The 26,452-nt window shown below is 71.4% G+C and carries 33 protein-coding genes; 9 read left to right on the plus strand and 24 right to left on the minus strand.

Annotation, left to right across the window (positions count from 1 at the left end):
- Positions 1–124: 124 nt before the first annotated feature.
- Entirely contained in the window at positions 125–1,249 is a 1,125-nt protein-coding gene (locus ISP_RS39995) for an alkaline phosphatase family protein (protein ID WP_013229483.1), read from the minus strand.
- Between the two features lie 45 nt (positions 1,250–1,294).
- Here ISP_RS39995 and ISP_RS40000 point away from each other — a divergent pair, with 45 nt between their 5' ends.
- The gene (locus tag ISP_RS40000; RefSeq protein ID WP_013229484.1) at positions 1,295–1,501 is read left to right on the plus strand and encodes an FmdB family zinc ribbon protein; all 207 of its coding nucleotides are present in this window, start codon (positions 1,295–1,297) and stop codon (positions 1,499–1,501) included.
- Positions 1,502–1,507: 6 nt separating this feature from the next.
- On the opposite strand, the gene ISP_RS40005 is transcribed toward ISP_RS40000, so the two are convergent.
- On the minus strand, positions 1,508–2,626 hold the full coding sequence (locus ISP_RS40005; protein ID WP_013229485.1) for a trans-sulfuration enzyme family protein: 1,119 nt from the start codon (positions 2,624–2,626) through the stop codon (positions 1,508–1,510).
- 58 nt (positions 2,627–2,684) lie between these two features.
- Between ISP_RS40005 and ISP_RS40010 the strand changes: the two genes are divergently transcribed.
- On the plus strand, positions 2,685–3,161 hold the full coding sequence (locus ISP_RS40010; RefSeq protein ID WP_013229486.1) for an Lrp/AsnC family transcriptional regulator: 477 nt from the start codon (positions 2,685–2,687) through the stop codon (positions 3,159–3,161).
- Positions 3,162–3,163: 2 nt separating this feature from the next.
- Here ISP_RS40010 and ISP_RS40015 read toward each other — a convergent pair whose 3' ends face one another.
- Together ISP_RS40015 and ISP_RS40020 are read right to left on the minus strand one after the other, a co-directional pair.
- A complete protein-coding gene (locus ISP_RS40015) occupies positions 3,164–3,688 on the minus strand; it encodes an AAA family ATPase (RefSeq protein WP_013229487.1) in 525 nt (174 codons plus the stop codon).
- On the minus strand, positions 3,672–4,136 hold the full coding sequence (locus ISP_RS40020) for an Lrp/AsnC family transcriptional regulator (RefSeq protein ID WP_013229488.1): 465 nt from the start codon (positions 4,134–4,136) through the stop codon (positions 3,672–3,674). Before ISP_RS40020 ends, ISP_RS40015 begins: the two co-directional genes overlap by 17 nt.
- Before the next feature lie 93 nt (positions 4,137–4,229).
- Between ISP_RS40020 and ISP_RS40025 the strand changes: the two genes are divergently transcribed.
- From ISP_RS40025 to tsaA, 3 genes are read left to right on the plus strand one after another with little or no spacing between them, the layout of a single operon-like run.
- Positions 4,230–5,069 carry an LLM class flavin-dependent oxidoreductase gene (locus ISP_RS40025; RefSeq protein ID WP_013229489.1) on the plus strand — a complete coding sequence of 280 codons (840 nt, stop codon included), beginning with the start codon at positions 4,230–4,232 and terminating at the stop codon, positions 5,067–5,069.
- A complete protein-coding gene (locus tag ISP_RS40030; protein ID WP_013229490.1) occupies positions 5,066–5,491 on the plus strand; it encodes a nucleoside deaminase in 426 nt (141 codons plus the stop codon). Before ISP_RS40025 ends, ISP_RS40030 begins: the two co-directional genes overlap by 4 nt.
- Positions 5,488–5,898: a tRNA (N6-threonylcarbamoyladenosine(37)-N6)-methyltransferase TrmO gene (gene tsaA / locus ISP_RS40035; RefSeq protein WP_235190537.1), complete on the plus strand. Its 411-nt coding sequence runs from the start codon at positions 5,488–5,490 to the stop codon at positions 5,896–5,898. Before ISP_RS40030 ends, tsaA begins: the two co-directional genes overlap by 4 nt.
- On the opposite strand, the gene ISP_RS40040 is transcribed toward tsaA, so the two are convergent.
- The 10 genes from ISP_RS40040 to nucS form a co-directional block, all read right to left on the minus strand.
- On the minus strand, positions 5,899–7,665 hold the full coding sequence (locus ISP_RS40040) for a 3-hydroxyacyl-CoA dehydrogenase family protein (protein ID WP_013229492.1): 1,767 nt from the start codon (positions 7,663–7,665) through the stop codon (positions 5,899–5,901).
- Between the two features lie 118 nt (positions 7,666–7,783).
- Positions 7,784–8,455: a dihydroxyacetone kinase phosphoryl donor subunit DhaM gene (dhaM, locus tag ISP_RS40045; RefSeq protein ID WP_013229493.1), complete on the minus strand. Its 672-nt coding sequence runs from the start codon at positions 8,453–8,455 to the stop codon at positions 7,784–7,786.
- Positions 8,452–9,081 carry a dihydroxyacetone kinase subunit DhaL gene (gene dhaL / locus ISP_RS40050; RefSeq protein WP_013229494.1) on the minus strand — a complete coding sequence of 210 codons (630 nt, stop codon included), beginning with the start codon at positions 9,079–9,081 and terminating at the stop codon, positions 8,452–8,454. The genes dhaM and dhaL overlap by 4 nt, the downstream gene beginning before the upstream one ends.
- Positions 9,081–10,082: a dihydroxyacetone kinase subunit DhaK gene (gene dhaK, locus ISP_RS40055; RefSeq protein ID WP_013229495.1), complete on the minus strand. Its 1,002-nt coding sequence runs from the start codon at positions 10,080–10,082 to the stop codon at positions 9,081–9,083. The genes dhaL and dhaK overlap by 1 nt, the downstream gene beginning before the upstream one ends.
- Before the next feature lie 75 nt (positions 10,083–10,157).
- The gene (locus ISP_RS40060; protein ID WP_230468570.1) at positions 10,158–11,150 is read right to left on the minus strand and encodes a DUF3558 domain-containing protein; all 993 of its coding nucleotides are present in this window, start codon (positions 11,148–11,150) and stop codon (positions 10,158–10,160) included.
- 47 nt (positions 11,151–11,197) lie between these two features.
- Positions 11,198–11,482: a hypothetical protein gene (locus ISP_RS40065; protein ID WP_013229497.1), complete on the minus strand. Its 285-nt coding sequence runs from the start codon at positions 11,480–11,482 to the stop codon at positions 11,198–11,200.
- 9 nt (positions 11,483–11,491) lie between these two features.
- A complete protein-coding gene (locus ISP_RS40070; protein WP_013229498.1) occupies positions 11,492–13,189 on the minus strand; it encodes a sodium:solute symporter family protein in 1,698 nt (565 codons plus the stop codon).
- Between the two features lie 211 nt (positions 13,190–13,400).
- Positions 13,401–14,177, minus strand: a complete 777-nt coding sequence (locus tag ISP_RS40075; protein WP_013229499.1) for a hypothetical protein — start codon at positions 14,175–14,177, stop codon at positions 13,401–13,403.
- A 384-nt stretch (positions 14,178–14,561) separates the two neighbouring features.
- On the minus strand, positions 14,562–14,768 hold the full coding sequence (locus ISP_RS40080) for a DUF1653 domain-containing protein (RefSeq protein ID WP_013229500.1): 207 nt from the start codon (positions 14,766–14,768) through the stop codon (positions 14,562–14,564).
- A 1-nt stretch (position 14,769) separates the two neighbouring features.
- Positions 14,770–15,429, minus strand: coding sequence for an endonuclease NucS (gene nucS / locus ISP_RS40085; RefSeq protein ID WP_014467679.1), 660 nt, complete (start codon positions 15,427–15,429; stop codon positions 14,770–14,772).
- A gap of 37 nt (positions 15,430–15,466) precedes the next feature.
- On the opposite strand from nucS, the gene ISP_RS40090 reads away from it, so the two are divergent.
- Positions 15,467–16,012 (plus strand): NUDIX domain-containing protein, encoded by a 546-nt coding sequence (locus tag ISP_RS40090; RefSeq protein ID WP_013229502.1) that lies wholly within the window; start codon positions 15,467–15,469, stop codon positions 16,010–16,012.
- On the opposite strand, the gene ISP_RS40095 is transcribed toward ISP_RS40090, so the two are convergent.
- The 4 genes from ISP_RS40095 to ISP_RS40110 all read right to left on the minus strand — a co-directional run bounded on the left by ISP_RS40095 (position 15,984) and on the right by ISP_RS40110 (position 18,742).
- Positions 15,984–16,448, minus strand: coding sequence for a DUF2867 domain-containing protein (locus ISP_RS40095; protein WP_013229503.1), 465 nt, complete (start codon positions 16,446–16,448; stop codon positions 15,984–15,986). The genes ISP_RS40090 and ISP_RS40095 overlap by 29 nt on opposite strands.
- The gene (locus tag ISP_RS40100) at positions 16,445–16,945 is read right to left on the minus strand and encodes a TetR/AcrR family transcriptional regulator (RefSeq protein WP_230468571.1); all 501 of its coding nucleotides are present in this window, start codon (positions 16,943–16,945) and stop codon (positions 16,445–16,447) included. The genes ISP_RS40095 and ISP_RS40100 overlap by 4 nt, the downstream gene beginning before the upstream one ends.
- Before the next feature lie 64 nt (positions 16,946–17,009).
- Positions 17,010–17,777, minus strand: coding sequence for an enoyl-CoA hydratase-related protein (locus tag ISP_RS40105; protein ID WP_013229505.1), 768 nt, complete (start codon positions 17,775–17,777; stop codon positions 17,010–17,012).
- Positions 17,759–18,742, minus strand: a complete 984-nt coding sequence (locus tag ISP_RS40110; RefSeq protein WP_013229506.1) for a GlxA family transcriptional regulator — start codon at positions 18,740–18,742, stop codon at positions 17,759–17,761. Before ISP_RS40110 ends, ISP_RS40105 begins: the two co-directional genes overlap by 19 nt.
- Positions 18,743–18,813: 71 nt before the next feature.
- On the opposite strand from ISP_RS40110, the gene ISP_RS40115 reads away from it, so the two are divergent.
- Positions 18,814–19,374 carry a cysteine hydrolase family protein gene (locus tag ISP_RS40115; protein ID WP_013229507.1) on the plus strand — a complete coding sequence of 187 codons (561 nt, stop codon included), beginning with the start codon at positions 18,814–18,816 and terminating at the stop codon, positions 19,372–19,374.
- On the opposite strand, the gene ISP_RS40120 is transcribed toward ISP_RS40115, so the two are convergent.
- The 3 genes from ISP_RS40120 to ISP_RS40130 form a co-directional block, all read right to left on the minus strand.
- Positions 19,367–21,385, minus strand: a complete 2,019-nt coding sequence (locus ISP_RS40120) for a protein meaA (RefSeq protein WP_080582949.1) — start codon at positions 21,383–21,385, stop codon at positions 19,367–19,369. The genes ISP_RS40115 and ISP_RS40120 overlap by 8 nt on opposite strands.
- 85 nt (positions 21,386–21,470) lie before the next feature.
- Positions 21,471–21,986: a hypothetical protein gene (locus ISP_RS40125; protein ID WP_013229509.1), complete on the minus strand. Its 516-nt coding sequence runs from the start codon at positions 21,984–21,986 to the stop codon at positions 21,471–21,473.
- 60 nt (positions 21,987–22,046) lie between these two features.
- Complete coding sequence (locus tag ISP_RS40130; protein WP_013229510.1) at positions 22,047–22,568, minus strand: PH domain-containing protein; 522 nt, start codon at positions 22,566–22,568, stop codon at positions 22,047–22,049.
- 143 nt (positions 22,569–22,711) lie between these two features.
- Between ISP_RS40130 and ISP_RS40135 the strand changes: the two genes are divergently transcribed.
- Positions 22,712–23,338 carry a LysE family translocator gene (locus ISP_RS40135; protein ID WP_013229511.1) on the plus strand — a complete coding sequence of 209 codons (627 nt, stop codon included), beginning with the start codon at positions 22,712–22,714 and terminating at the stop codon, positions 23,336–23,338.
- Positions 23,338–23,964 (plus strand): LysE family translocator, encoded by a 627-nt coding sequence (locus ISP_RS40140; RefSeq protein ID WP_013229512.1) that lies wholly within the window; start codon positions 23,338–23,340, stop codon positions 23,962–23,964. The genes ISP_RS40135 and ISP_RS40140 overlap by 1 nt, the downstream gene beginning before the upstream one ends.
- Here ISP_RS40140 and ISP_RS40145 read toward each other — a convergent pair.
- From ISP_RS40145 to ISP_RS40155, 3 genes are read right to left on the minus strand one after another with little or no spacing between them, the layout of a single operon-like run.
- Positions 23,961–25,151, minus strand: coding sequence for an alpha/beta hydrolase family protein (locus ISP_RS40145; protein ID WP_013229513.1), 1,191 nt, complete (start codon positions 25,149–25,151; stop codon positions 23,961–23,963). The two genes, ISP_RS40140 and ISP_RS40145, sit on opposite strands and share 4 nt — an antisense overlap.
- Positions 25,148–25,966, minus strand: a complete 819-nt coding sequence (locus ISP_RS40150; RefSeq protein WP_013229514.1) for an NmrA family NAD(P)-binding protein — start codon at positions 25,964–25,966, stop codon at positions 25,148–25,150. The genes ISP_RS40145 and ISP_RS40150 overlap by 4 nt, the downstream gene beginning before the upstream one ends.
- Positions 25,959–26,441 carry a nuclear transport factor 2 family protein gene (locus tag ISP_RS40155; protein ID WP_265049883.1) on the minus strand — a complete coding sequence of 161 codons (483 nt, stop codon included), beginning with the start codon at positions 26,439–26,441 and terminating at the stop codon, positions 25,959–25,961. The genes ISP_RS40150 and ISP_RS40155 overlap by 8 nt, the downstream gene beginning before the upstream one ends.
- Between the last annotated feature and the right edge of the window lie 11 nt (positions 26,442–26,452).

Here is a 26,452-nt window from a genome sequence, read left to right on the forward strand (position 1 = left end):
CAGCCGAAGCCCGAAACAGCTACGTTCAGGCCCCAGCTGCCTAAAACCCCGTGTCCGCCCCACCGGGGCAACTCCACACGCGTGTCGTCCACCCAGGCACGCGTGTCGTCCACCCGGGTACGGCCTACCCCTGGGCCAACGCCAGCGGCACCAGCTGCTCGGCACTGGTCAACGACCCGTGCTGCCCGACCAGCGACGTCTCCACGGCCTCCGCGAGCCCCCGGACCATCCCGAACCCGTCCCGGGCCGCGGCGACGACGTCGCCGATGCGCGGCAGGACCCGGTCGCTCACCGTGTGCCCGAACCAGCCCTCGGCGACCGCCTCCTCGCGCGAGCGCACCCAGGCCCGCTCGCCGAGCACCTCCCGCCAGGCCGCGAGGACGTCCGCGGCCGCGCCCGGCTCGGTGTAGACGTGCCGTGCGCGGACCTCGCCCCCGAACGTGCGGACGCCGGCCAGCAGCTCCGGGGCGTCTTCGAGGTCGAGCTTGTCCTCGACGGTCACCATCCCGTGGTCGGCCACCACGGCGAGCAGCGCTCCGGACGGCAGACCGTCCACAAGGGACTCGACGAGCCGGTCGATCTGCCGCAGCTGCATGCGCCAGGCGGCCGAGCCGGGGCCGTAGACGTGGCCCAGCAAGTCGAGTTCGCTGTGGTAGGCGTAGCAGAACGCGCGCCCGTCCAGCACCGACAACGTCCGCGCGGCGAGGTCGCCGAGCGCGTGGACCCCGGCGTACTGCGCCCCGCTCTGGGTGGCCAGCGTCAAGGCCGTGTCGCGGAACTTGGCCGAGGACACCACGGCCGCGTCGATGCCCGCCGCGGCGGCCCGCTCGAAGGTCGTCGGCAGCGGCTGGACCTCGCGGGGCGGGAGGGCGCCGCGCAGATCGCTGCCGTCTTCGTGGCTGCACCAGCGCAACGCGTTGAGCACGCCGGTGCCGGGCATCTCGAAGGTGTAGCCGACCATCCCGTGCTCGCCGGACGCGAGCCCGGTGCCGATCGCGGCGACCCCGGCGGCCGTCGTCGACGGGAAGCCCACGCGCAGCGGCTCGCGGGCGAGCTCGGTCAGCACCGGGGCGTCCGCGGCGTGCTCGGCGAGAAGCTCCCAGCCGAGCCCGTCGACCAGCAGCACGCCGGCGCTGCGGGCCTCCGGCAACGCCAGAACGTTCCCGCAGCCGGGCACCCCGAGCGCGGCGAGCAGGGACGGGACGACCTGGCCGAGGTGCGGGACGTCGGCGAGCGAGGGCGGCTGCACGCGCCCAGCTTCCCATCCCCGGGCGCCTCCGGCGATAATCGCGGCATGCCGACCTACGCCTACCGCTGCCGCGAGTGCACCGAGACCTTCGAGCTCCTGCGCCCGATGAGCGAATCCAGTGCGCCGGCGGCCTGCCCGGAGGGCCACGCCGACACCGTCAAGCTGCTCACCACGGTCGCCCTCACCGGGGCCGCGAGCGGTCCCGCGGCCCCGGCCGGCGGCGGCTGCTGCGGTGGCGGCTGCTGCGGCTGACCAGGCTCAGCCGACCTTCAGCGCCTGCTCCAGATCGGCCCACAGATCCTCGACGTCCTCCAAACCGACGGACATCCGGATCAGCTGGTCGGACACGCCGGCGCTTTGGCGGTCGCCCTCGTCGACGATCCGGTGGCTGATCGAGCCCGGGTGCTGGATCAGCGTGTCGACGCTGCCGAGGCTGACGGCCGGCGTGATCAGCCGGACCGCCGCGATCAGGGCGTGCGGGTCGCCGCCGACCTCGAACGCCACCAGCGGGCCGCCGATCCGCGGGTAGTGGACGGCGGTCACGGCCGGGTGCTCGCGGAGCCGTGACGCCAGCGTCGCCGCGGTCGCGGAGGCGGCGTTGACGCGCAGCGGCAGCGTGGAAAGCCCGCGCAGCAACAGGTATCCGGCGAGCGGGTGCAGCACGCCGCCGGTGGCGAAGCGGATCTGGCGCAGCCGGGCGGCTTCCGGCGCGTCGCACGCGACGATCCCGCCCATCACGTCGCCGTGGCCGCCGAGGAACTTCGTCGCGCTGTGCAGCACCAGCCGGGCGCCGTGGCGGCCGGGGCGCTGCAGGACCGGGGTGGCGAACGTGTTGTCCACCAGGAGAGGCACGTCGCCACAAGCACGGGCCAGCTCGGCGATGTCCGCCTCGGCCAGGGTCGGGTTCGCCGGCGTCTCGACGAACACCAGCCCGGTGTCCGGCCGCAGCGCGGCGGTGACGGCGCCGGGTGCGGCCCAGGTGACCTCCGTGCCGAGCAGCCCGGACTCGAGCAGGTGGTCACTGCAGCCGTAGAGCGGGCGCACCGCGACGACGTGCCGTTTCCCTTGCGCCACCGCGGAAAGCAGGCAGGCCGAGACGGCGGCCATGCCGCTGGCGAACGCGACGCCGTGGTCGAAGCCTTCGAGCTCGGCGAGCGCGCGCTCGAACCGTTCGACGGTCGGGTTGCCCACCCGCCCGTAGATCGGCGGGCCGTCGAGCTCGGCGCCGGCGGCGAAGGCGTCGATCCGGGCGGCTTCGGCGGCACTGTCGCGGGACGGGTAGGTCGTGGACAGGTCGAGCGGAGCGGCGTGCACGCCGAGGTCCGTGAGATCGTCACGGCCGGCGTGGACGGCCCGCGTGCGCAGCGAGGAAGTCATGCCAGCATGGTCGAGCTTTCACCGGACCAGGAGCAACACTCTCGGATATCATTCGGCGATGTCCGATTCTGTCGAACTGAGTCCGGTGGATCTCGAAATCCTGCGGCTGCTGCAGAACGATGCCCGGGTCACCAACAAGGACCTGGCGGCCGCGGTCGGCATCGCGCCGTCGACGTGCCTGGACCGCGTCGCCCGGCTGCGGGACACCGGCGTGATCACCGGCCAGCACGCGTCGGTCGACGCGGCGAAGCTCGGGCGGCCGCTGGAGGCCTTCCTGTTCGTCCAGGTCCGCCCGCACCGGCGGCCGCTGGTCGACCCGTTCATCGAGCACCTGCTCTCCCTGCCGGAGGTGCGGGCGGTCTACCACCTGACCGGGCCGGACGACTTCCTCGCGCACGTCGCGACCAGCTCCGCCGGGGAGCTGCAGCGGCTGGTCCTCGACGAGCTGACCGCGCGGGACGAGGTCGCCCGGGTCCACACCAACCTGGTGTTCCAGCACTGGAGCGGCGGTCCGCTGCTGCCGCCGGGCACCTGAGCTCAGAGGCTCTCGAGCCACCGGCGGGTCTCGCGCGGGGACGTCAGCCGGACGACGACCGGGCCGGGCGACTCGACGGCCCACGCCCGGATGCGGGCCCGCTTGCGCGCGAACGACCTGAAGTGCCAGCGGACGATCGAGTCGGCGGAGAACACCTGGCGCACCGACTCGACGTTCCCGTTGCAGATCCGCTTGCGTGTCACCGTCCGCACCAGCGTCCGGCGCACCAGGCGGCCCAGCGAAAGCCAGCGCGGGTAGTCGAGGCCCACGACCAGCTGCGTGCGGGGCAGGACGAGGTCCTGCCACGAGTTGTAGACGGCGTCGAGGACCCAGCGCTCCTGCGCGCACACCTCGGCGATCCGGCGCCGCTGTTCTTCGTCAGGAGTGCCGACCCAGCCCGGCTGCCAGCAGATGTCGTCCGCGGGGTGGTAGGGCAGGCCGGTGCGCTCGGCGATCCGGGCCGCGAGCGTCGACTTGCCCGAGCCCGTCACGCCGACGACGACGATGCGCTCAGGCGTCGAGGTCACGGGCGGGCTCCCGCGGTCCGCGGTAGGGCAATGTCTGGCTGTAGACGACGTTCGTGGTGGTGCTGCCGAACTGCGCGAGCTCGTCCATGGTGTGCTCGAGGTGGGCCATGGAGGCCGCGGCGATCTTGAGCGTGTAGCAGTCGTCGCCGGTGGTGCGCAGGCATTCGAGGATCTCGGAGCGCTCGCCGAGCAGCGTGTGCAGCGGCTCGTGGCGGCTGCCCGGGTACTTGAGCCGGACCACGGCGAGCACCGGGTAGCCGACCTTGGCGAGGTCGATTTCCGCGCGGTAGCCGCTGATCACGCCGGCGGTCTCGAGCCGCCGGAGCCGTTCGGTCGCCGCGGACGCGCTGAGGTTCACCCGGCGGCCGAGCTCGGTGAGCGGCAACCGGGCGTCGCGCTGGAGCTCGGCCAGGATGGCCCAGTCCGTCGGATCGAGACTCTCGGTCATCCGCCGAACATACCGTGGGATCCACGGCGGAACGGGCCGAACGCCGTGACCAATCCCTTCCGGTCCTGGCTCGGCCGCCGATAGCCTTTTGCGGTGAAGATCGGCGTGAACGTCCCCAACTTCGGGCCCGGCACGGACCCGGGCGTGCTGCGCGCCTGGGCGCAGACGGTGGAGGGGCTGGGCTACGACCTGCTGATGGTGTCCGACCACGTCGCCATCACGCCGGACGTCGCCGGGCAGTACCCCGCGCCGTTCTACGAGCCGTTCACGACGTTGTCGTGGCTGGCCGGAGTCACGCAGCGGGTGCGGCTGGGCACCACCGTGCTGGTGGTGCCGTACCGGCATCCGCTGCTGGTGGCGCGGATGGCGGCGAACCTGCACGAGCTGAGCGGCGGCCGGCTCGTGCTCGGCGCCGGGATCGGCTGGGCGAAGCAGGAGTTCGACGCGCTGGGGGTGCCGTTCGAGCAGCGGGGCAAGCTCACCGGCGAGTACCTGCGGACGATCCGCGCGGCGTGGGCCGAGCGCGACGACTACCGCGTGGATCCGATCCCGCTGTGGCTGGGCGGGCACAGCGACGCCGGGCTGCGCCGGGCGGTGGAGCTCGGCGACGCGTGGCACCCGCTGCGGCTGACGATGGCCGGGTTCCGGGAAACGCTGGGGCGCTTGGAAAAGCTGGCGGGCGACCGGCCGCTACCCGCGTTCGCGCCACGGATCCTGCTGCGCGTGACGGCGGCGCCGGTGACCGGGCCGGAGCGGCGGGCCGGCGAAGGAACGCTCGAGCAGGTCATCGACGATCTGGCGCAGTTGCGGGCGATGGGGGCGGACACCGTCGTGCTCGACCCGTTCGACTCGGACCCGGCCGAAACGCTGCGCCCGGAGGTGGCGTGGCGAGACCTCGCGGCGGTGGCCGCGTCCTGGAAGGAGAACCGGTGAAGGACACCGAAGAAACCCTGCTGCGGCGGGCGATCGAGCTCGCCCGCGAAGCGCGCGAGGAACACGGCAACCCGCCGTTCGGCTCCCTGCTGGCCGACGCCGACGGCAAGATCCTGGCCGAAGACCGCAACACCTCGCTGACCGACAACGACATCACGGCCCACCCGGAACTGAAGCTGGCCCGCTGGGCGGCGCAGAACCTGGACCCGGAGACCGCGGCGGCCACGACGATGTTCACCAGCACGCAGCCGTGCGGGATGTGCACCGGCGCGATCGAGCGGTCCGGGCTCGGCCGCGTCGTCTACGCGCTGTCGACGGAACAGTTCCTCACGCTGCGGCCGCCGGTCACCTGGGGGTACGAGTCGGAGGGCCCGGCGCTGTTCGACGAGGCCCGCGTGCCGGTCGAGGGCTATTACCGGTGACGAGTTACCAGGTGCGCCCGGTGGCGCACATCGAGTCGCCCCTGACGGACCGCTCGGCGGCCCCGAAGCAGGGCGACGAGGGCGCGCCGCCGTCCCGGGTGGTCTTCGCCCCGGAGTTCACCCCGGCGGCGGCCGACCTGCGGCCGGGCGACCGCCTGATCCTCCTGACCTGGCTGCACGAGGCGGACCGCGACGTCCAGGCGGTCCACCCCCGCGGCGACCGCGACCGCCCGAGCACCGGCGTGTTCTCGACGCGCTCGCCGGACCGCCCGAACCCGATCGGCCTCCACACGGTCACGGTGACGGCGATCGAGGGCGCCGCGCTCACGGTCACGGGCTCGGAAGCCATCGACGGCACCCCGGTGCTCGACGTGAAACCGGTCCTCGGCGAGGTGGCCGAGCGCTGATCAGTAGTCCTTGAAGCCCTTCCCGGTCTTCCGGCCCAGCCGCCCCGCGGTCACCAGGTGCTCCAACAGCGGCGCCGGCGCGAAGCCTTCCTCGCGGAACTCGTTGTACAGCGTCCGCTGGATGGCCAGGGAGACGTCGAGGCCGACGACGTCCAGCAGCTCGAACGGGCCCATCGGCAGGCCGCAGCCGACCTTCATGGCCGTGTCGATGTCGTTCGCGCCCGCGTAGTGGGCTTCAAGCATCTTCACCGCGTCGTTGAGGTACGGGAACAGCAGCGCGTTGACGATGAAGCCCGCGCGGTCGCCGCAGTGCACCGCGTGCTTGCCCACCGCCTTGCAGACCGCGCTCGCCGTTGCCACCACGTCCGGGGCCGTCGCGATCGTCGACACCACCTCGACCAGCTTCATCACGGGGGCCGGGTTGAAGAAGTGGAGGCCGACCACGTCGGACGGCCGGGACGTCGAGGCGGCGCACTCGATCACCGGCAGCGAAGACGTCGTCGTCGCCAGGACCGCGCCCGGGCGGACCACTTCGTCCAGCGCCGCGAACACCGCCTGCTTGACCGGCAATTCCTCGGCCACCGCTTCGATGACCAGGTCGACGTCGGCCAGTGCCTCGAAGTCGGTCACCGGGGTGATCCGCGCCAGTGCCGCCGCGGCGTCCTCTTCGGACAGTTTGCCCTTGACCACGGCCTTGTCGAGTGACTTCTTGACGCGAGCCACCGACGCCTGCGCCTTCTCGAGGCTCCGGGCGCGCAGCACGACGTCGAGGCCGCGCTTGGCGAACACCTCCGCGATGCCGGTGGCCATCGTGCCGGTGCCGACCACGCCGACCCGCGCCACCGGGCGTGGCGGGACACCCTCCACTGTGGACACGACACCGGAGGAGACCACGGTGGGCGAGTCCGGGGCGTCGTAGGTGTAGAAGCCCCGGCCGGTCTTGCGGCCCAGCAGACCCGCCGTGATCATCTGCTTGAGCAGCGGCGCGGGCGCGTGCAGGCGGTTGCGGGACTGGTGGTACATCGTGTCGAGGATTTCGTTCGCGGTGTCCAGCCCGATCAGGTCGAGCAGCGCGAGCGGGCCCATCGGGTAGCCGCAGCCGAAGCGCATCGCGGCGTCGAGGTCCTCGCGGGTGGCGTAGCGCTGCTCGTACATCCGCACCGCGTGGTTGAGGTAACCGAAGAGCAGCGCGTTGGCGATGAACCCGGCGCGGTCGCCGATCACCACCGGCACCTTGCCCAGCCGCTCGGCGAACTCGACGACTTCGGCGACCACGTCCGGCTCGGTCACCACCGTCTTGACGATCTCGACGAGCTTCAGCACCGGCGCCGGGTTGAAGAAGTGCATGCCGACGACCTTGCCGGGCCGCGCGGTGTGCACGCCGATCTCGGTGATCGACAGCGAAGACGTGTTGGACGCGAAGACCACTTCGGGCCGGGTGATCTTGTCCAGCTCGGCGAAGACCTCGGCCTTCAGCTCGAGGCTCTCCGGGATCGCCTCGATCACCAGATCCACTTCGGACAGATCCGACAGCGACGTGCTGTAGTGGATCCGGTCCAGCAGCGCCGCCCGCCCGGGCGCGTCCAGCTTGCCGCCGGAGAGCGCCCGTTCGGTGGAGTGCTCGAGGTGGCCGCGGCCGCGCGCGACGCCCGCTTCGTCGAGTTCGACCGTGACGACGTCGAGTCCGCTGCGCGCGAGCACTTCGGCGATCCCGGCCCCCATGGTGCCCAGGCCGACCACACCGACCGTCGAAATGTCCCGCACCATCGAGGCCTCCAGAGATGTTACTCGCTGGTAATTGCCCCGACTCTCCCACACGGGACCGCCGGAAGCCCAGACGGAATCGAGTCAGTACCGCTCAAGTCACCCGGCCGAGCGCCCGGCTTCACTCGCCGAAATTGCCGTCCACCAGCTCCTTCGCCTTCTCCAGCGCGGCGGAAGCCTGCGGCCCGCGCGCTCGCACGCGGATCCGGTCGCCCTGGCGCGCGCCGAGCGACATCAGGGCCAGGACGCTGTGTCCGTCGGCCTCCTGATCGCCGAGCCGGACCGTCACCTCGGCGTCGAACTCGCTGAGCGTGCGCACCAGCACCGCGGCGGGCCGGGCGTGCAGCCCGACCTCGTTGTGCAGCTCCAGTTCGATTTCGGCGGAATCGGCCGGAGCCTCGGCCGGGGCCAGGTCCTCGGGGAGGCCGGCCGCCGCGGCGGCCTCGGCCACCGCCTTGCGGTCCTGCCCCGCCTGCGCGGCGACCGCCGCCGCGATCGCGCCCTCGACCAGCGGGCCGTCCGCGACGACCGCGGCCGAGGGGTCGGCCAGTGATTCGACGGCGAGCTCGGCCGTCATCTGCGCGCTGCCCAGGTCGTAGAGCAGCACGACGCCGTCGCCGGAGTCGGCGCGCTGGGTGGCGGCGACGACCTCGTCGTAGTCCGTGCCGATCGAGCCGTCGGAGAGGCCGCCTGCCGGGAGGATGGTGACGTCCGGCGCCATCTGGGCGGCCAGCTCGGCCAGGCCTTCGGCGAGCTTCGCACTGTGCGACACGAGCACGATTCCCACGCTCACCGGGCGGCCTCCGCGAACGCGCGCAGCAGCAGCGCCGACGACCGGGCGCCGGGATCGAGGTGGCCGACCGCGCGCTCGCCGAGGTAGGACGCCCGGCCCTTCCGCGGCACCAGGTCCACTGTGGACTCGGCACCGGTGTCGGCCGCGTCGGCCGCCGCGGTCAGCAACGCGGCGACGTCCCCGCCGTCCCCGGCCGCCTTCTCCGCGGCCGCGACCGCGGGGATCAGGGCGTCGACCATGGTCGCGTCGCCGGCCACGGCCTTGCCGCGGGCCTGGACACCTTCGAGGCCCGCGCGCAACGCGTCGAGCAGCGCCGGGACGTCGAGCTCGGCGGCCGGGCCCAGCTTGGCCGAGGCACGCAGGAAAGCCGTGCCGTACAACGGGCCCGCGGCTCCGCCGACCTTGGAGATCAACGTCGTCGCGACGAGCTTCAGCACGCCGCCGGGGGTGTCCGGAACAGCGGAATCCAGCGCCGCGACGACGGCCGCGAAGCCGCGGTTCAGGTTCTCGCCGTGGTCGCCGTCGCCGATCGCGCGGTCGAGGTCGATCAGTTCCGCGCGGTGCTCGGCGACCACCGCCGCGGCGGCCCGCACCGCCGCCGCGACCCCGTCGGCCGTGCAGGCCATCAGAGCGCCCACCGCAGGGCCGCGGTGTTGACCGGTGCGTCCCAGAGCTCGGTCAGCTCGTCGTCCAGTTTGAGCAACGTCAAGCTCATCCCCTGCATCTCGAGGCTGGTGATGTACGGGCCGACCAGCCGGCGTTCGACCACGATCCCCCGGTCGGCCAGCAGCCGCTCGGCGATGCCGTGGGCCAGGTAGAGCTCGACGAGCGGGGTGCCGCCCATCGAATTGGTGAACAGCAGCACGCGGTCGCCCGAGGCGAACGGCAGGTCCGAAACGACCGCCTCGACCATCCGTGCCACCAGCTCGTCGGCCGGCTCGGCCGGGATCCGCTCGCGGCCGGGCTCGCCGTGGATGCCGATGCCGAACTCGATCTCGTTCTCGTCGAGGTCGAAGCTGGGGGTGCCGGCGTGCGGCACGGTCGGCGCGGTGAGGGCGACGCCGATCGACCGGACCTGGCCGATCACCTTCTGCGCCAGCGCGGTGACGGCGTCGAGCGAGTCGCCGCGCTCGGCGGCGGCGCCGGTGATCTTCTCCAGCAGCACGGTGCCGCCCACCCCGCGGCGGCCCGCGGTGTACGTCGAGTCCTTGACCGCGACGTCGTCGTCGATCACGACGCTGCGCACCTCGAGGCCCTCGGCGGCGGCGAGCTCGGCGGCCGTCTCGAAGTTCAGCACGTCGCCGGTGTAGTTCTTCACGATGAGCAGCGCGCCCGCTTCGCCGGTGGTCGCGGTGACCGCGGCCTGCACCGCGTCCGGCGTCGGCGAGGTGAACACCGCGCCGGGGACCGCGGCGGCGAGCATGCCCTGGCCGACGAAGCCGCCGTGCAGCGGTTCGTGCCCGGACCCGCCACCGGAGATGACGGCGACCTTGCCCGCGACCGGCGCGTCGGCTCTGATCACGACGTCCGGCTCGTACTGGACGCGGAGGATGTCGGCGTGCGCGGCGGCGAGCCCCCGCAGCGACTCGGCGACCACGTTCGCCGGATCGTTGATGATCTTCTTCACGGCAGCCTCCGGCACATCGGCGGGTGGGGTGTCCTTCCTACCTCTCCGCGCGGCCCGCCGCCAGATCAAGGCGGATCAGGGTTGCGGGAGCTTGGTGACCACGTTCTTCGCGACGGCCACCGCCTTGCCGCACGGATCGCTGTCGTTGTCGGCATAGCCCTGGTAGTCCACCTGGGCCAGTTCGACGTCGTCGCCCTGCCACGGCCGGTGCTGCCACTCGACCTGGCACCGCGCCGAACCCCCGCTCGCCTGCTTCTGGAAGCCGGTCACGCCGTTGCCGAGGTCCACCTTGGAGTAACCGTCGCCGACCAGCGGCGGCAGGCCCGGCCGGAACCCGACCGTCACCGCCGGGCCCCGGTCCCGCCACTCGCACGAGTGCAGGCCCGAGGGCGCGGGCTTCGCCGCCGGCACGGCCGCGGTCACCGCCGCGGTGTCGGCCATCGCGCACGGATCGGCGGTCAGCACCGTGCCCGTGGGCGTCGAGTACTTCTCCGGCGAGTTGTGCAGCGTCCGGACGACGGAGTCGACGAACGCCTGGCCGGGACGGCAGGGATCACCGGTGTAGGTGACCGACACCGTGAGCGCCACGTCCGGGTTCAGCGCCGTCATCGCCGCGACGGTGCAGTCGGTGTCGCCCGTCTTGTTCACGCGCAGCGGCAGCCCGCCGACCACCCCGGCCGTCTTGTCGGCCCGCGGCGCCACCGTGCTGCCGATCTCGAGCTCGAACCGGATCTCCTTGCCGCCCGGGTCCTTCACCTTGTTGCTGCAGGTGTCGAAGGCGATGGACGACGGCGACGGATCGTTCTCGACCGTACCGAGGCCCCGGGCGCCGAGGGCGGCCTTCGTCAGGAACTGGCACGGCTGGATCGTGCGGAGCACATCCGCCGCCACGGCGGCGTCGGTGATCGGGCCGTCGGCGACCTGGCCGGAGCCGGCCGCCGCGGGCACCGTCGTCCGGGCGAAGTTGGACTTGCCGAGGTCCGGGCCGCACGCCGTCAGGGGCAGCGCGAGCGCGGTGACCAGCAGGAACAGCTTCGGGAGACGGCGGCGCCGAACGTCGGGGAACACGCCGAGCACGGTAGCTGCCGGTGTGCGCCGCTGTCCGGACAACCCGGTTATTCGCCGGCGACGGCCGTTGTGTCGTCGCTCTCGGTCTCCGCCGGCACGACGAGCGGCCGGACCAGGGCCCAGGTGACGAACAGCGCGGCGACCACCAGCATGCCGATCCCGGCCCACAGGTTGATGTTGACGTCGGCCGCCTTCTTGATGTCCTCGTCGGACGTGAAGCCGATGCCCATGACGGTGAGGATGACGCCGTAGACGCCGATCAGCAGGGCGATGATCAGCCGGATGTCGAAGGCGCCGGCCTTGTGGGCGCGCGGCTGCGATTCGGTAGCCATTCCGGCCTCCTAGAAGATGGCGTTCAGGGCGATGGTCAGGACGAGCACGATGCCCGCGAGCAGGCCCGGCTTGCGGTACCAGCCCGCGTTTTCGCCGGTCGAGTCGTGCCGGCGGGTTTCCTTCGGCGTGAGCGAGTAGACCAGGCCGACCAGCTCCTCGTCCGGCTTCGGCCGGGTCGCCAGCGAGACGGCGACGCTCACCACGATGTCGACGACGAACGCGGTCCCCGCGGCGACGAAGCTGATGCCCTGGCCGGTCAGGCCCAGCACCCCGGCCTTCGACAGGCCCCAGACGGTGATCGCGGACGCGGTGCCGAGCACCAGGCCGCTCCAGCCGGCGTGCGGCGTCATCCGCTTCCAGAACATGCCGAGGATGAAGGTCGCGAACAGCGGCGCGTTGAAGAACGAGAACAGGTCCTGCAGGTAGTCCAGGATGTTGCTGGACTGCGACGCGATGAACGCCGTGCCGATCGCGAGGATCGTGCCGGCCGACGTCACGATGCGGCCCAGGTTCAGGTAGTAGTGGTCCGGCTTGTCCTTCTGGACGTAGGTCTGCCAGATGTCGTAGGTGAAGACCGTGTTGAACGAGCTCAGGTTGGCCGCCATGCCGGCCATGAACGAAGCGAGCAGACCGGCGATGGCGATGCCGAGCATGCCGTTCGGGAGCAGGTCGCGCATCAGCAGCAGGAGCGCGTTGTTGAACGTGACGCCGCTTTCCGCGGTGCCCCCGTCGAGCAGGACCTGCTTGTCCTTCACGTACTCGGACACGGTGACCGCGGCGATCATGCCGGGGATGATCACGATGAACGGGACCAGCATCTTCGGGAACGCGCCGATGATCGGGGTGCGCCGCGCGGCCGACATGCTCTTCGACGCCATCGCGCGCTGGACTTCGACGAAGTTCGTCGTCCAGTAACCGAAGGAGAGCACGAATCCGAGGCCGAACACGATGCCGAGGATCGACAGGATGTTGTTGCCGAAGCCGGTCAGGTTGTCACCGGGCCACGAGTGCAGCTGTGCGGTGCCGCCCGGGCTGTTGGTGACCTTGTCGACCAGGCCCTGCCAGCCACCGACCTTGACCAGGCCGATGATCGTCAGCGGCACCAGCGCGATGACGATGACGAAGAACTGCAGGACCTCGTTGTAGATCGCGGCGGAGAGGCCGCCGAGCGCGGTGTAGGAGAGCACGATCGCGGCGGCGACGACGATCGACACCCACAGCGGCCAGCCGAGGAGCAGCTTGACGACGCTGGCCAGCAGGAAGAGGTTCGCGCCCGCGATCAGGATCTGGGCGGCGGCGAAGCTGACGCCGTTGACCAGGTGGGCCGGCTTACCGAAGCGCCGCCGCATGAATTCGGGAACGCTGCGGACTTTCGAGCCGTAGTAGAAGGGCATCATCACGATGCCGAGGAACAGCATCGCCGGGATGGCGCCGATCCAGAAGTAGTGCACGGTCGGCAGGCCGTACTTGGCCCCGTTCGCCGACATGCCCATGACTTCGACCGCGCCGAGGTTCGCCGAAATGAACGCCAGGCCGGTGACCCAGGCGGGCAGCGACCGGCCGGACAGGAAGAAGTCGAGGCTGCTCGACACCTGCCGCCGCGCCAGGTACCCGATGCCGAGCACGAGCACGAAGTAGAACGCCAATTCGATGTAGTCGATCGCGCTCGCGTCGAGTCGCAGGTTCGCATCGGCTAGGACGAGCACCCGACCCACCTCCGGCAGTACTGCTTGAAACAGTACGAGTCGAACAGGACAACAACCGACAGGAATCACCAGCACCCTGTCGGATCGGGACAGTACTGCATGGATTCAGGCTCGGCACGCTGACGTGTCCACAAAGGCCGGAGGGCGCGCCTCCCCCGGTCACCACCAGGGGAAACGCGCCCTCGTTCTTGCGCCGCGGGAGCGGCTGGACTCACTGATCGGTCGGTACCGCGATCTCGCCGTCCTCCTCGATCAGCTTGGCGAGCACCGCGTCGGGCAGGTAGGTGCGGTGCGGGAAGCCCGGGCCCCAGGAATTGAGCAGCGGCACGGCACCGAGCTCGTCGGCACGCGGGTTGGCGAGCACCGAGTGCACGTCGTCGACCGACTTCGCCCAGCGGAACGCCTTGATGCCCTGCTTGGCCTCGGGCGTGTACTTCTCCCGGGCCTGCCAGTCGTCGTTCGCGTAGGACTCGTCCCACAGGACGTGCCCGCTGTCCTTGAGCACCTCGGCCGCGGCCCGGACCGACGTGCCGTTCTCGTCGCCGGGGTTGGTCTCGGGCCACTCGTCGCGCTTCTTGGCCGTGTCCCAGAGCCAGCGGGCGACGTACTCGCTGCCGTTGAAGATCGACATGCACCGCGACCAGCCGAAGCCGACGCAGGCGCCTTCGTGGCCCTGATCGTAGAACGCGTACCAGGCGTCGGTGTCCGGGGTGCCGCCCGGCTCGAGGCACACGCAGTGGCCGCCGCGGATGTGGCCGAGCTTCTTGACGCCGGCCTTGGCGATGAAGAACTCGCCGGACTTCTCGTCCTGTTCCGGCTGGTCGAACGCCGAGTACCAGTTGACCCCGATCACGACCGGCGACCGGGTGGGCCGGTCTTCCTCGGCCAGCGCGCCGAGCGGATACCTTTCCACGTGCCGCCAGTCGTCCGGAATGAACCGGCCAAGGCGCGGGTCAGCCGGATCGGAACCGAGTGGGCGATAACGCATGACTTCCTCCTCCGTGCAGTCGAAAATGCGCGCACGTCGGCCGGATGACATGCGCACCACGAGCTCGAAGGCGGACTGAAACGTTGGCACGACGAAGAAAGACGGCCTAGCGCACCACCCTCCGGCCACGCCGGACGCACCGGCGGAACCCCTCGAATCGAGTGTCGCACGACCCCGGCGAATAAGAACCCGAACTCACCCGAACAGCGCATAAATAGCGGCGAGAAAGTATCTCCCCACTGCGCGCCCGCCTATCGGGTTAACGATTTCCTGGCGGAGCAACAATCAGCGAATCAGATACGTCGATTTTGGCATCGATTCGGTATCGGCACCGAGACCCGCCCCTTCGGGCAGCCGGAGGGTCAATTTTTCAACGGGCCGGGGTCAGTCCGCCACCCGCCGGAACCGCGGAACCCGGCCGGCCGGTGTCTCCACGGTCTCGGTGAACATCGCCGCCGGGCGGACCCACAGCCCGCGCTCGCCGTAGAGCGCCCGGTACACCACGAGTTCCTCTTCGGTCTCGCTGTGCCGGGCCACGCCGAGCACCTCGTACTCGCCGCCCTTGTAGTGGACGTACCGGCCCGGCCGCACGTCAGAACAGCCGGAACTCGTCGGACTCGATGCCGCGGAGCTCGTCGTAGTCCAGTGTCAAGCAGCGGATGCCGCGGTCCTCGGCCAGCGTCCGGGCCTGCGGCTTGATGATCTGGGCCGCGAAGACGCCCTGCACCGGCGCCAGCAGCGGGTCGCGGTTGAGCAGTTCCAGGTAGCGCGTCAGCTGCTCGACGCCGTCGATTTCGCCGCGGCGCTTGATCTCGACCGCCACCGACTTGCCGTCGGCGTCGCGGGCCATGATGTCGACCGGGCCGATCGCCGTGGGGAATTCGCGGCGGACCAGGGTGTAGCCGTCGCCGAGGGTCTTGATGTGCTCGGCCAGCAGTTCCTGCAGGTGCGCTTCGACGCCGTCCTTCTGCAAGCCCGGTTCGGCGCCCAAGGCCTGCGAGTAGTCGTGGAAGACCTCTTCGATCGAGATCACCAGCTTCTCGCCCTGCTTGTTCTCGACGATCCAGAGCTTGCCGTCCTCGATCAGCCAGCAGGGCGGGCTCATCCAGTTCAACGGCTTGTACGCACGGTCGTCGGAGTGCACCGACACCGAGCCGTCGGACTTGACGAGCAGCAGGCGGGTGGCCATCGGCAGGTGGGCGGTGAGCCGGCCGGCGTAGTCGACCTGGCACCGCGCGATCACGAGACGCACCCGAGGAGGGTAGGACAGGGTCGGTGATACTGGGCGCGTGGACCCCATTCAGCGTGTCGCGTCCCGCGAGGTGTACCGGAACAACTGGATGACGGTGCGGGAGGACGAGATCCGCCGCTCCGACGGCTCGCCGGGCATCTACGGCGTGATCGACAAGCCGGCGTACGCGCTGGTCATCGCCCAGGACGGCGACCGGTTCCGGCTGGTCGAGCAGTTCCGCTACCCGCTCGGCGAGCGGCGCTGGGAGTTCCCCCAGGGCACCGCGCCGGACCTGGCCGACGTGCCGCCGGCCGAGCTCGCCGTGCGGGAACTGCGCGAGGAGACCGGGCTGAGCGCCGGCTCGATGGTCCCGCTCGGCAAGCTCGACGTCGCCGCCGGCATGAGCAGCCAGCGCGGCTGGGTGTTCCTCGCCACGGACATCACCGAGGGCGAGCCGGAGCGCGAGCACGAGGAGCAGGACATGCGCAGCGCGTGGTTCGCGCGGGCGGACGTCGAGAAGATGATCCTCGCGGGCGACATCACCGACGCGCAGTCGATCGCCGCGTGGGCGCAGCTCATGCTGGCCGAGCGGCACCGGCCTTGAGCATCCCGCGGATCACCAGGTGGTGGAACGGCTTGATCAGCGCGAAGTAGGCCGGGCCGACGCGGTTGTGGAAGTGCACGATCGTGCCGAGCCGGAAGCCGCGCGGCACCGCCTCGAACGTCAGGTAGCCGGTCAGGTGGCTGTCGTCCACGCCTGCCACCAGGTACCGCTCCGGATCGCCGGACCGGACGGTGAAGAACGCGATCCGGTCGCCGGGCGCGAAGCCGACGTCCTCGGGCCGGAGCCGGCCGGTGCGCGGAATGGCCGCGGTGTCGAGCCGCAACGCCTTGGCGAGCACGTACCGGACGCCGAACAGGGCCTTCACCCAGGCCGGCGACCAGCCGAAGACGCCCGCGACGAACTCGCGCAGGCTGTTCTCGCTCTCGATCTCCTTGAACTCGACGTAATCGGCGCCGTCGAGGTGTGGCTCGGTCATTTCCGTCTCCCCAGTACGAGTTCCAATGCGTTCTTCAGCTGCCGCCCGGTCAGCGGGGGCACGACCTGCCCCGCGCCGACGACGACCAGGTACAGCGCCTGCGCGAGGCCGGCGTCGCCGCTGATCTCGGTCAGGTAGGCCACGCGGGTCGAGTCCACGCGCTCCTGGACCGCCCGGGCTTCGGCGTCCTGCAGGGCCCACGCCCGGACGGCGATCTCCAGTTCCGGCCCGGGTCCGGGCGCCAGGACGAGCCTCAGCAGCGCGCGCAGCCGGTCACCCTCGGCCGCTTCGGCCTGCTCCACGAACCGCGTGGTGCGTTCGGTCTCGAAGTGCGCCAGCAGGGCGGTGCGGTAGCCGCTCATGCCTTTGAAGTGGTGGTAGAAGGAGCCTTTCGACAGCCCGAGGCGTTCGGTGAGCCGTTCGATGGTCACCGACGGCGCGCCCTGCTCCGCCAGCAGCACCAGTCCCGCGTCCAGCCATTCCCGTTTGCCCACCATGGCCATACCATACCGTATGGTACGGTCCGTGGCCACGGCGAAACCCGGCCGGAGCCGGGAGGGTTCAGTCGGTCCAGGAGGGCTTGCGCTTCTCGAGGAACGCCGCCATGCCTTCGCGGGCGCCGGACAGCTGGGACGCCGCCGCCATGACCTCCAGTGCGATCGCGTACGCGTCGGCCTCGGGCCGGTCGAGCTGGGCGTACAGCGTCATCTTGCCCATCGACTTGCTGGCCCGGCTGCCGCGCGTCGCCCGCGAAAGCAGGTCCCCGACGGCGTCGTCGAGCTGTTCGTCGGGCACCACGCGGTTGACCAGGCCCCAGTCGAGCGCGGTCGCCGCGTCGATGACGTCACCCGTCAGCGCCAGCTCCATCAGCCGCTTGCGGCCGATCGAGCGCGCCACCGGCACCGCCGGCGTGTGGCAGAACCAGCCGCCCTTGCCGCCCGGCAGCGCGAAGCCCGCCGACTCGGCGGCCACGGCCAGGTCGCACGACGCCACGAGCTGGCAGCCCGCCGCGGTCGCCAGGCCGTGCACCCGCGCGATGACCACCTGCGGGATCGACTGCATCGTCTTCATCAGGTCCGTGCACACCGTGAGCAGCTCGCGCACGCCCATCAGGTCGCGCTTGGCCACGTCGCCGAAGTCGTGTCCCGCGGAGAACACCGGTCCCGCGCCGGCCAGCACGATGCCGGTCGCGTCGGACGTCCCCGCCTCGCGGAACGCGCTCAGCAGCTCGGCGAGGTGGTCCGCGGACAGCGAGTTGCGCCGCGCCGGCCGGTTCATGGTGATCGTGACGGTGTCGCCGTCCCGGCTCATCAGGAGGTGCTCGTACATTCCCCGACCGTAGCCCCTCCGGACCGGAATGTGCGCCGGTAACCGTCCGGGCCGACGCCGACCTCGGCGCGCATCCGCCGGCGCAGGTTGGCCGCCGTGCCCAGCCCCGATCGCTGCGCGACCCGCTCGACCGGCAGCGCCGTCGTCTCCAGCAGGCGCTGCGCGTACCGGACGCGCTGGACGCGCAGCCAGCGCCCCGGCGTGACACCGGCGGCCGCCGCGAACTCGCGGTGGAACGTCCGTTCGCTCATCCGCGCGTGCCCGACCAGGTCCTCGACGCCGATGCCGGAGCCGAGGCGGGCCAGCGCCCAGTCCATTGTGGACGCGAGACCGGGCTGGGCCGCCGACGGCGGCACCGGGTTGTCGACGTACTGGCGCTGACCGCCCTCCCGTGCCGGTGGCATCACCAGCCGGCGCGCCAGCCGGGCGGCGACGTCGGCGCCGTGGTCGCGCCGGACCAGGTACAGGCAGAGGTCGAGGCCGCCGACGACACCGGCGGACGTCAGGATCCCGCCGTCGTCGGTGTAGAGCACGTCACGCTGCAGGTCCGCCCGCGGGGCGACGCCGGCCAGGGCGTCGAGGTCGCGCCAGTGCGTGGTCGCCGGACGGCCGTCGAGCAGGCCGGCGGCGGCCAGCGTGAACGCGCCGGAGCACAGCCCGGCGACGGTCGCGCCCGCCCGGTGCGCCCGGCGCAGTGCCGCGACGGCGGACGGCGGCACCGGCGCGAGCGGGTCGTCACGGCCGGGTGCCAGCACGAGGTCGCAGCCGTCGAGCCCGGCGAGCCCGTGCGTGGCCGCGATGTCACCGAACGGCGACGCCGGTGTCCGCACCCGGCCCACGCTGCACAGCCGGAGGGTGAACGGGCCGATCCCGCTGTCGGTCCGGTCCTGGCCCCAGACCTCGCCGATCACCGCGAGGTCGAACATCCGGGTGCCCGGCAGGAGGAGGACGCCGATGGTGCGCATGGCAGGAAAGTACCGCATCGCGCATCTTCTGCCACTCCCCTGGCGCCGAGGAGACCACGAGACTCGACGGCATGACCGAACCGGCACTCATCCTGATCGACGTCCAGCGCGGGTTCGACGACCCGCAGTTCTGGGGCCCGCGCAACAACCCGGGCGCCGAAGCGAACATGAAGGCCCTGCTCGACGCGTGGCAGGAGCGGCGGCTGCCGGTGGTGCTCGTGCACCACGATTCGCCGAAGCCCGGCTCGCCGCTGCGGCCCGGCCAGCCCGGCAACGACTTCAAGCCCGAACTCGACGGCGCCCGGCCGGACCTGGTGTTCGGCAAGCAGGTCAACTCGGCCTTCATCGGCGACGTCGACCTCGACGCGTGGCTGCGCAAGCGCGGCATCACGAGCTTCGTCGTGGCCGGCATCCAGACGAACTTCTGCTGCGAGACCACCGCGCGGATGGGCGGGAACCTCGGCTACGACGTCACTTTCGCCCTCGACGCCACGTTCACGTTCGACCTCGAAGGCCCCGACGGCAGCGTGCTCACCGCCGGCGAGCTGTCTCGCGCGACGGCGACCAACCTGCACGGTGGCGGCTTCGCCACCGTGCAGTCCACAAAGGACATCCTGGCCGCGCTCAGCTGAGGCCGTGCCGCTCCCGGATCAGGCTGACGATGCCGTCCATGATCCCGGTGAGCTCGTAGTCCTTGGGCGTGAACACCCGGGCGATGCCGCGTTCGGCGAGCAGCGCGGCATCGTCCGGCGGGATGATGCCGCCGACGATCACCGGCACGTCGCCCGCCCCCGCGGCGCGCAGACCGTCGACGACGTGCGGGACGACCTCGAGGTGCGAACCGGAGAGCACGGAGAGCCCGACGACGTGCACGCCTTCCTGCACCGCGGCGGCGACGATCTGCTCGGGCGTCAGCCGGATGCCCTGGTAGACGACCTCGAAGCCGACGTCGCGCGCCCGGACGGCGACCTGCTCGGCGCCGTTGGAGTGCCCGTCGAGGCCGGGCTTGCCGACCAGGATGCGCAGCCGCTCGCCCAGCTCCGCCCCGGTTTCCCGGACCCGCGCGCGCACCCGCTCCAGCTCGGGATCGCCCACGCCGGCGACCGCGGCGGCGGAAACGCCGGTGGGTGCCCGGTATTCGCCGAACACCTCGCGCAGCGCACCGGCCCACTCGCCGGTGGTCACGCCGGCCCGCGCACAGTCCACAGTGGCCTCGAAGAGGTTCTCCGTGGTCTGGGCGCGTTCCTTCAGCGTGGCCAGCGACCGCTCGACGGCGTCGTTGTCACGCTGGTCGCGCCACTCTTCGATGGCGGTGACGGCGGCCTTCTCGACGGCGGGGTCGATCGTCTCGATCGCCTTCGCCCCTTCGGCCTGCAGCGGTGACGGCTCGGTCGTGTCGAACTTGTTGACGCCGACCAGGACCCGTTCGCCGTTCTCCATCTCCCGGCGGTACTCGGCCAGCGATGCGACCAGCTGCGACTTCATGTAGCCGCTCTCGACCGCGGCGACCGCGCCGCCGAGGTCCTGCACGCGGGCGATCTCCTCGCGGGCACCGGCCATGATCTCGTCGACCTTGGCCTGGATGACGTGCGAGCCGTCGAAGATGTCCTCGTACTCCAGCAGGTCCGTCTCGAAGGCGAGGACCTGCTGCATCCGCAGCGCCCACTGCTGGTCCCACGGCCGCGGCAGGCCGAGGGCCTCGTTCCACGCGGGCAGCTGGATCGCGCGGGCGCGGGCGCCGCGGGAGAGCGACACCGCGAGCATCTCGAGCACGATCCGCTGGACGTTGTTCTCCGGCTGGGCTTCGGTGAGGCCGAGCGAGTTGACCTGCACGCCGTACCGCAGCCGGCGGGCCTGGGGATCGGTCACGCCGTACCGGTCCCGCGTGAGCTCGTCCCAGAGCGCGGTGAACGCGCGCATCTTCGACATCTCTTCGACGAACCGGACGCCGGCGTTGACGAAGAAGGAGATCCGCGCGACGACCTTGGCCATGTCGGCCGCGTCGACCTGCCCCGAGTCGCGGACGGCGTCGAGCACGGCGATCGCGGTGCACAGCGCGTACGCGACCTCCTGCGTCGGCGTCGCCCCGGCTTCCTGCAGGTGGTAGCTGCAGATGTTGATCGGGTTCCACTTGGGGACGTGGTGCACGGTCCAGGCGATCACGTCGGTGATCAGCCGCAGGCTCGGCCCCGGCGGGAAGATGTAGGTCCCGCGGGACAGGTACTCCTTGATGATGTCGTTCTGCGTGGTGCCGGTGAGCTTCGCGAGGACCTCGTCGACGTCTCGGCCCTCGGTCTCGGCCTGCTCGCGCGCCACGGAGACGTACAGCGCGAGCAGCCACATGGCCGGCGCGTTGATCGTCATCGACGTGTTGGCCTCGGCGAGCGGGATGCCGTCGAAGAGCCGCCGCATGTCGCCGATGTGCGACACCGGCACGCCGACCTTGCCGACCTCACCGCGGGAGAGCTGGTGGTCCGGGTCGTAGCCGGTCTGGGTCGGGAGGTCGAACGCGACCGAGAGCCCGGTCTGCCCCTTCGCGAGGTTGCGGCGGTAGAGCTCGTTCGACGCGGCCGCGGAGGAGTGCCCCGCGTAGGTCCGCATCACCCACGGTCGGTCTCGCTCGTGATCCGTTGGGTACGGCACTGGGCACCTCCGGCGGTGGACGTTTCGTCGAGTGTACCGACCGGTAACTTATCCGGGCAGTGGAATCGGACACGTCCGGGTGAGCTCAGGCCTGCCCGGTCTGGGCCCACGCGATCAGGTCGCGGACCCGCCCGGCCTCCGGCACGGCGACCAGGCCCGTCACCATCAGGCCGAACGACGAAGGACCGGGCCCCGGAGCGATCCGCGAGAACCTGCCGAAGTCGACGGTTCCGCTGCCGTCCGGCCGGATCCGGGCGACCGGCGGCGGCAACGTGCCGAGGTACGCCGACGCGCGAATCCGTCCCGAGAAGCGATCGGCCAGCACGATCCGCCGGTCGGTCACGACGTACTCCACGCTGCGCCGCGCCCGCAGCCTGGCGCCGACCATCCCCCAGGTGAACGCGAGACCACTCAGCCCGACGACCCACAAGAAGAACGACATCGGGTCGTACCTGGCCACCGGGACCACGATGGTCGCGATCCCCCAGAGCAGGCCGATCAGGAACTGGCACCAGTCGAACCAGACGAGGGTGAGCCGCTGTGACCGTCCCGCCCACAGCAGCCGCTCACCCGGCAGCAGGACGTTCGTCGGCACATCCACAGCGACCTCCCGGCGTTCTTTGCCGGGCTGACGCTCGGGTGGTCGCGCAGGTTGCCCGGCTCAGGCGGCCGAACTGTCCGCGGCCGGCGGGGCTTGGCGGGCCTTGGCCTCGTCGATCGCCTTGGTGAGCAGGTCGCGGACCCGCTTGGGCTCGCCGATGCCCATCAGCGTCACCGTTCCCGGGCCGCCGAAGGCGATGGTCCCGGTGCGCGACGGCCCCGTCTTGAGCACCGGTGCCGGCAGGCCGGCCAGCTCGCTGGAACGTTCCTTCTGCCGGAACAGGCCCGAACGCGCGATGACCCGGTTGTCCGTCAGCGCGTAGGTGGTGCGCCCGAGCGCGAGGTACCGGACGACCGACCGGCCGACCGCGCCGTAGCAGCCGAGCACCAGCGCGACCACCGCGGCGGCCATGGTGAGGCCGCTCGGCTGCTTGGTGAGCAAGAACCAGAGAGCGGCGGCGGCGAGGACGAGCCCGGCCGGGGCGATCACCCCGTCGGCGGCGACGTAGAGCGGGCGCTGGACCGGCTCCCCCGCCCAGAGCACGCGTTCACCGGGCAGAAGATCGATTTCGCCTGCTGACATGGCCGAACACTACTCCGCCGGAGCCCGTTCCGCCGACTCCCGCGCGCACCGGGCCGGCGAACTGTGTGACCGAACTGTGTGACCTAACTGTGTGACCTAAAACTGCACGACCGGGCCGGTCCCGTCGATTAACGTGAGCAGCCGTGACGTGGAGTTCGTACGGGAGTTACCTGGTCATCGTGGTCTTGATCGTCCTCGCGCCGGGGCCGGACACGATGGTCATGCTCAAGAACGCGCTGTCCGGCGGGTTCCGCGGCGGCCTGCTCGCCTCGCTCGGCATCTTCGCCGGCAACGCCGTGCAGGGCAGCGCCGCGGCGCTGGGTCTCGGCGTCCTCATCGCCCGGTCGCAGCCGGTGTTCCTCGCGCTCAAGTGGGCCGGCGCGGCCTACCTCGTCTTCCTCGGCGTCCAGGCGCTGCGCGGGGCGTTCCGCGGCAGCTACCACGCCGTCGAAGAGGGCCGGCGACGCCGGGGCGGCGGGTTCCGGCGGTTCCGCGAGGGCTTCCTCTCCAACATCACCAACCCGAAGGTGCTGGTGCTGTACCTGTCCGTGCTGCCGCAGTTCCTCGATCCGGGGCGCACCACGACCTGGGACGCGCTCGCGCTGGCCTACACCGTTGCCGTGCTCGGCGTGCTGTGGCTGCTGGTGCTGCTGGTGTTCGTGCACCGCGTGCGCGCGTGGCTGGAGCGCCGCCGGGTGCGCCGTGCGCTGGACGGCGTCACCGGCACCGCGCTGCTCGGTTTCGGCGCCGCGCTCGCCCTGGAGGCCTGATGACCTGGAGCACCTACGCCGGTTTCGCCGGGATGATGGCGTTCCTGGCGATGATGCCGGGCCCGGACACGATGGTCGTGCTGAAGAACGCCCTGACCGGCGGCGCCCGCGGCGGCGGCTGGGCGTGCGCGGGGATCACCGTCGCGAACTTCCTGCAGGGCACGGCGGCGGCGCTCGGCCTGGGCGCGGTGATCACCCGCTACCAGCCCGTGTTCGAGACGGTCAAGTGGCTCGGCGCGGCCTACCTGGTCTTCCTCGGCGTCCAAGCCCTCCGCGGCGCCTGGCGCGGCGACTACGAGGCCCTCGACGACGTCCGGCGGGCCCGCGCCTCCCGCGGACGGCGGTTCCGCGAAGGGTTCCTGTCCAACATCACCAACCCGAAGGTGATCGTGCTGTACCTGTCGGTGCTGCCGCAGTTCCTGACCCCGGGCGTGACGGACCAGTCCGACGCGCTGCTGCTGGCGTACACGGTCGCGGCGCTGGGCGTGGTGTGGCAGGTGCTGCTGCTGTTGTTCGTGCACCGGGTCCGCGGCTGGCTGGGACAGCGGAAGGTCCGCCGGGCGATGGACGGGGCGACGGGCACCGCGCTGGTGGGGTTCGGCGCGGGACTCGCCCTCGAAGGTTAAAGCGTCCGGTCCAGCCAGTCGTAGATCCGGCCCGTCGCGAGCCGCTGGGCACCGACGTGGCAGTGCGCGTCCGCGCCCTCCTCCGCGGTGAACGTCAGCAGCGTCTTCGGGGCCTTCAGGTGCGCGTACAGCCGTCGCGGCTCGGTCTCCTGCGAACCGCCGAAGAACAGGTCGTCGGCCGCTTCGCACACCAGGACCGGGCAGGTGATCTTCTCCGCCACGCCGTCTTCGAGCGTGTACTCGAGGTACTTCGCGACGAACTCGCGGTCGGTCGCCGCGCCCAGCACGTACCGGCCGTGGTCGCACGCCCAGCGCAGCGTCGGGCTCGCTTCGCGACCCGCGGCGAGCAGCGCGTCGAACTCCTCGTCGTGCGGCGCCCGGGCCCGGCGCACGATCTCCTCCCGTGGCCACGGCAGCATCGACGTCACCGCGGTGCCCGCGTCGTACACGCCGTCCACCGCGACCACCGCGGCCAGGCGAGGCTCGAACGCCGCCGCGCGCGGGGCCAGCATGCCGCCCAGGCTCACGCCGAGCAGTGCGATCCGCGCCGGGTCGACTCCGTCGAGCTCCAGCGCGAAGTCGACCACCTGCGTGACCACGTGCTCCCAGTCCGGGCGGAAGAGGAGCTTCTCGCGCCGGACCGCGCTCGGCTGGCCGGGTCCGTCGAATGTCAGGACGTGATAGCCGTGTGAAGCGCCCGCCGCCGCGCCCAGGTAGTGCAGTTCCTCGGCGCTGCCGTCGAAACCGCTGTGCATGATCAGCACCGGCTTCGGGTCCTCGCCCGGCGCGCGGTAGAAGAAGCCACGCAGAACTGCGCCGTCGTAAGGGATTTCGACCGGCTCGGCCACGTCCGCCCGGAGGAAGCACTCGACGCTGCGGTCGTACGCCGCCGCGATCCGCGGGTCCGCCGGGTCGCCGTGCAGGAAGAACTCCGCCGAGAAGTAGTAGGTCGACGCGCGCAGCAGCAGGTCCCGCGCGGTCACCGGACCGGCCTCGGCCGCTTCGGCGTACAGCCGGTCCGCGAGCGCGCGGTAGGCGTCGTGCCAGCTGTCGTAGTCGCCCGGCGTCACGGTGGACGCGGCGGCGAGGACCTCGCCGAAGTCCGAGCCGCCGTAGGCCGCGTGGCCGAACAGGCGCAGGGTTTCGAACCAGAACTGCCGGTCGTCTTCGAACATCAGCTGCTTCATCGGATTTCCTCCCGGGCAAAGGTTTCGAACGACCGGGCCGGCCGTCCGGTGACCTGCTCGACGACTGTGGTGACGCGGTCCTCGGCGCCGTGGCGGATGTCCTCGTCGAGGGCGGCCAGCACGCGGGCGAACTCGGCGGGAACCCCCGACGCCGTCACGTGGCCGGCGAACTCGGCGGTGCTGACGGCGCGGTGCCGCACCGGCCACCCGGTGCGCGCGGAGACGATCGACGCGGCTTCGGCGTAGCTCAAGGCCGCCGGTCCGGTCAGGACGTGTTCGGTGTTGTGCGGTTGCGGATCGGTCAGCGCGCGGACGGCGACCGCCGCGATGTCGCCGGCGTCGACGAACGCGACCCGGGCGTCGCCGGTGGCCGTGACGATCTCGCCGTCCCGCACGCCCTGGGCGACCAGGTGCTCGCCGGTGAAGTTCTGCATGAACCAGGACGGCCTCAGCACGGCCCACTCCGGCACCGCGCGCACCAGCCGCTGCAGGTCGCCGAGTCCGGGTGTGTCCTCGGTGACGGCCGACGAGCTGAGCAGGACGACCCGCCGGACGCCCGCCTCCTGCGCATCGGCCAGGAACGGCTCCACCAGCGCCGCGGGCTCGGCCTCGCCGATCGGGGCCAGCAGGTACACCGCGGAGACCCCGCGCAGCGCGTCGGCGTGGGTCGGCCGGTCGGCCCAGTCGAACCGGACCTGACCGGGCTCTGACGGCTTCCTCGTGGCTGCCCGGGCCGGGACTTCCGCGGCGCGCAGGCCCGCGACGACCCGGCGGCCGGTCGTGCCGGTGCCGCCGAGGACCAGGACGTCAGCCACGGTCGCCTCCGGTGAAGGCCGCGGTCAGCTCTTCGACGCCGCCGATGACCTCGGCCGCGGCCAGCGGGCTCCAGTAGTCGCGGTAGGTGCGGATTTCGCCGCCCTCGACGGTGATCACGGCGATGTACGACAGCTCGTACGGCTTCTGCGTCGCCACCACGACCCCGGCGACGGTGAACTCGACGACGACCACGCCCGGGTCGGTGGTTTCGTGCACGGTCTTCGCGGTGACTTCCCGGATGTCCAGCAGGTTCGGGTAGTCGCGCAGGTACTCGCGGATCGCGTCGCGCCCTTCGACCCGCTTCGGGTAGCCGGGACCGGCGAACGGGAACTCGAGGACGCCGTCCTCGGCCCAGAGCCCGGCGAACCCGGCCATGTCGTGCTTCAGCAGCAGTTCGAGCGCGTGCTCGACGAAGTCGTGCATCGCAGCCTCCTTCAACGTTCGGACGAGACGGTACCGTCCCGTCGTAACCATATACGGGACGG

It is taken from the genome of Amycolatopsis mediterranei, assembly GCF_026017845.1.
Lineage (GTDB): Bacteria > Actinomycetota > Actinomycetes > Mycobacteriales > Pseudonocardiaceae > Amycolatopsis > Amycolatopsis mediterranei.

What these genes read in the sequence shown, in the direction of transcription:
- ISP_RS40075 (WP_013229499.1), bottom strand. Translation starts at nt 14,177, where the DNA reads ATGCGTTATCGCCCACTCGGTTCCGATCCGGCTGACCCGCGCCTTGGC.
- ISP_RS40040 (WP_013229492.1), bottom strand. Translation starts at nt 7,665, where the DNA reads ATGGTGCGGGACATTTCGACGGTCGGTGTGGTCGGCCTGGGCACCATG.
- ISP_RS40110 (WP_013229506.1), bottom strand. Translation starts at nt 18,742, where the DNA reads ATGCGCACCATCGGCGTCCTCCTCCTGCCGGGCACCCGGATGTTCGAC.
- ISP_RS40065 (WP_013229497.1), bottom strand. Translation starts at nt 11,482, where the DNA reads ATGGCTACCGAATCGCAGCCGCGCGCCCACAAGGCCGGCGCCTTCGAC.
- ISP_RS40010 (WP_013229486.1), top strand. Translation starts at nt 2,685, where the DNA reads ATGTCCGATTCTGTCGAACTGAGTCCGGTGGATCTCGAAATCCTGCGG.
- ISP_RS40100 (WP_230468571.1), bottom strand. Translation starts at nt 16,945, where the DNA reads ATGGTGGGCAAACGGGAATGGCTGGACGCGGGACTGGTGCTGCTGGCG.
- ISP_RS40115 (WP_013229507.1), top strand. Translation starts at nt 18,814, where the DNA reads ATGACCGAACCGGCACTCATCCTGATCGACGTCCAGCGCGGGTTCGAC.
- ISP_RS40005 (WP_013229485.1), bottom strand. Translation starts at nt 2,626, where the DNA reads ATGACTTCCTCGCTGCGCACGCGGGCCGTCCACGCCGGCCGTGACGAT.
- ISP_RS40155 (WP_265049883.1), bottom strand. Translation starts at nt 26,441, where the DNA reads ATGGTTACGACGGGACGGTACCGTCTCGTCCGAACGTTGAAGGAGGCT.
- ISP_RS40145 (WP_013229513.1), bottom strand. Translation starts at nt 25,151, where the DNA reads ATGAAGCAGCTGATGTTCGAAGACGACCGGCAGTTCTGGTTCGAAACC.
- ISP_RS40140 (WP_013229512.1), top strand. Translation starts at nt 23,338, where the DNA reads ATGACCTGGAGCACCTACGCCGGTTTCGCCGGGATGATGGCGTTCCTG.
- ISP_RS40130 (WP_013229510.1), bottom strand. Translation starts at nt 22,568, where the DNA reads ATGTCAGCAGGCGAAATCGATCTTCTGCCCGGTGAACGCGTGCTCTGG.
- ISP_RS40000 (WP_013229484.1), top strand. Translation starts at nt 1,295, where the DNA reads ATGCCGACCTACGCCTACCGCTGCCGCGAGTGCACCGAGACCTTCGAG.
- ISP_RS40020 (WP_013229488.1), bottom strand. Translation starts at nt 4,136, where the DNA reads ATGACCGAGAGTCTCGATCCGACGGACTGGGCCATCCTGGCCGAGCTC.
- ISP_RS40105 (WP_013229505.1), bottom strand. Translation starts at nt 17,777, where the DNA reads ATGTACGAGCACCTCCTGATGAGCCGGGACGGCGACACCGTCACGATC.
- ISP_RS40095 (WP_013229503.1), bottom strand. Translation starts at nt 16,448, where the DNA reads ATGACCGAGCCACACCTCGACGGCGCCGATTACGTCGAGTTCAAGGAG.
- dhaL (WP_013229494.1), bottom strand. Translation starts at nt 9,081, where the DNA reads ATGGCCTGCACGGCCGACGGGGTCGCGGCGGCGGTGCGGGCCGCCGCG.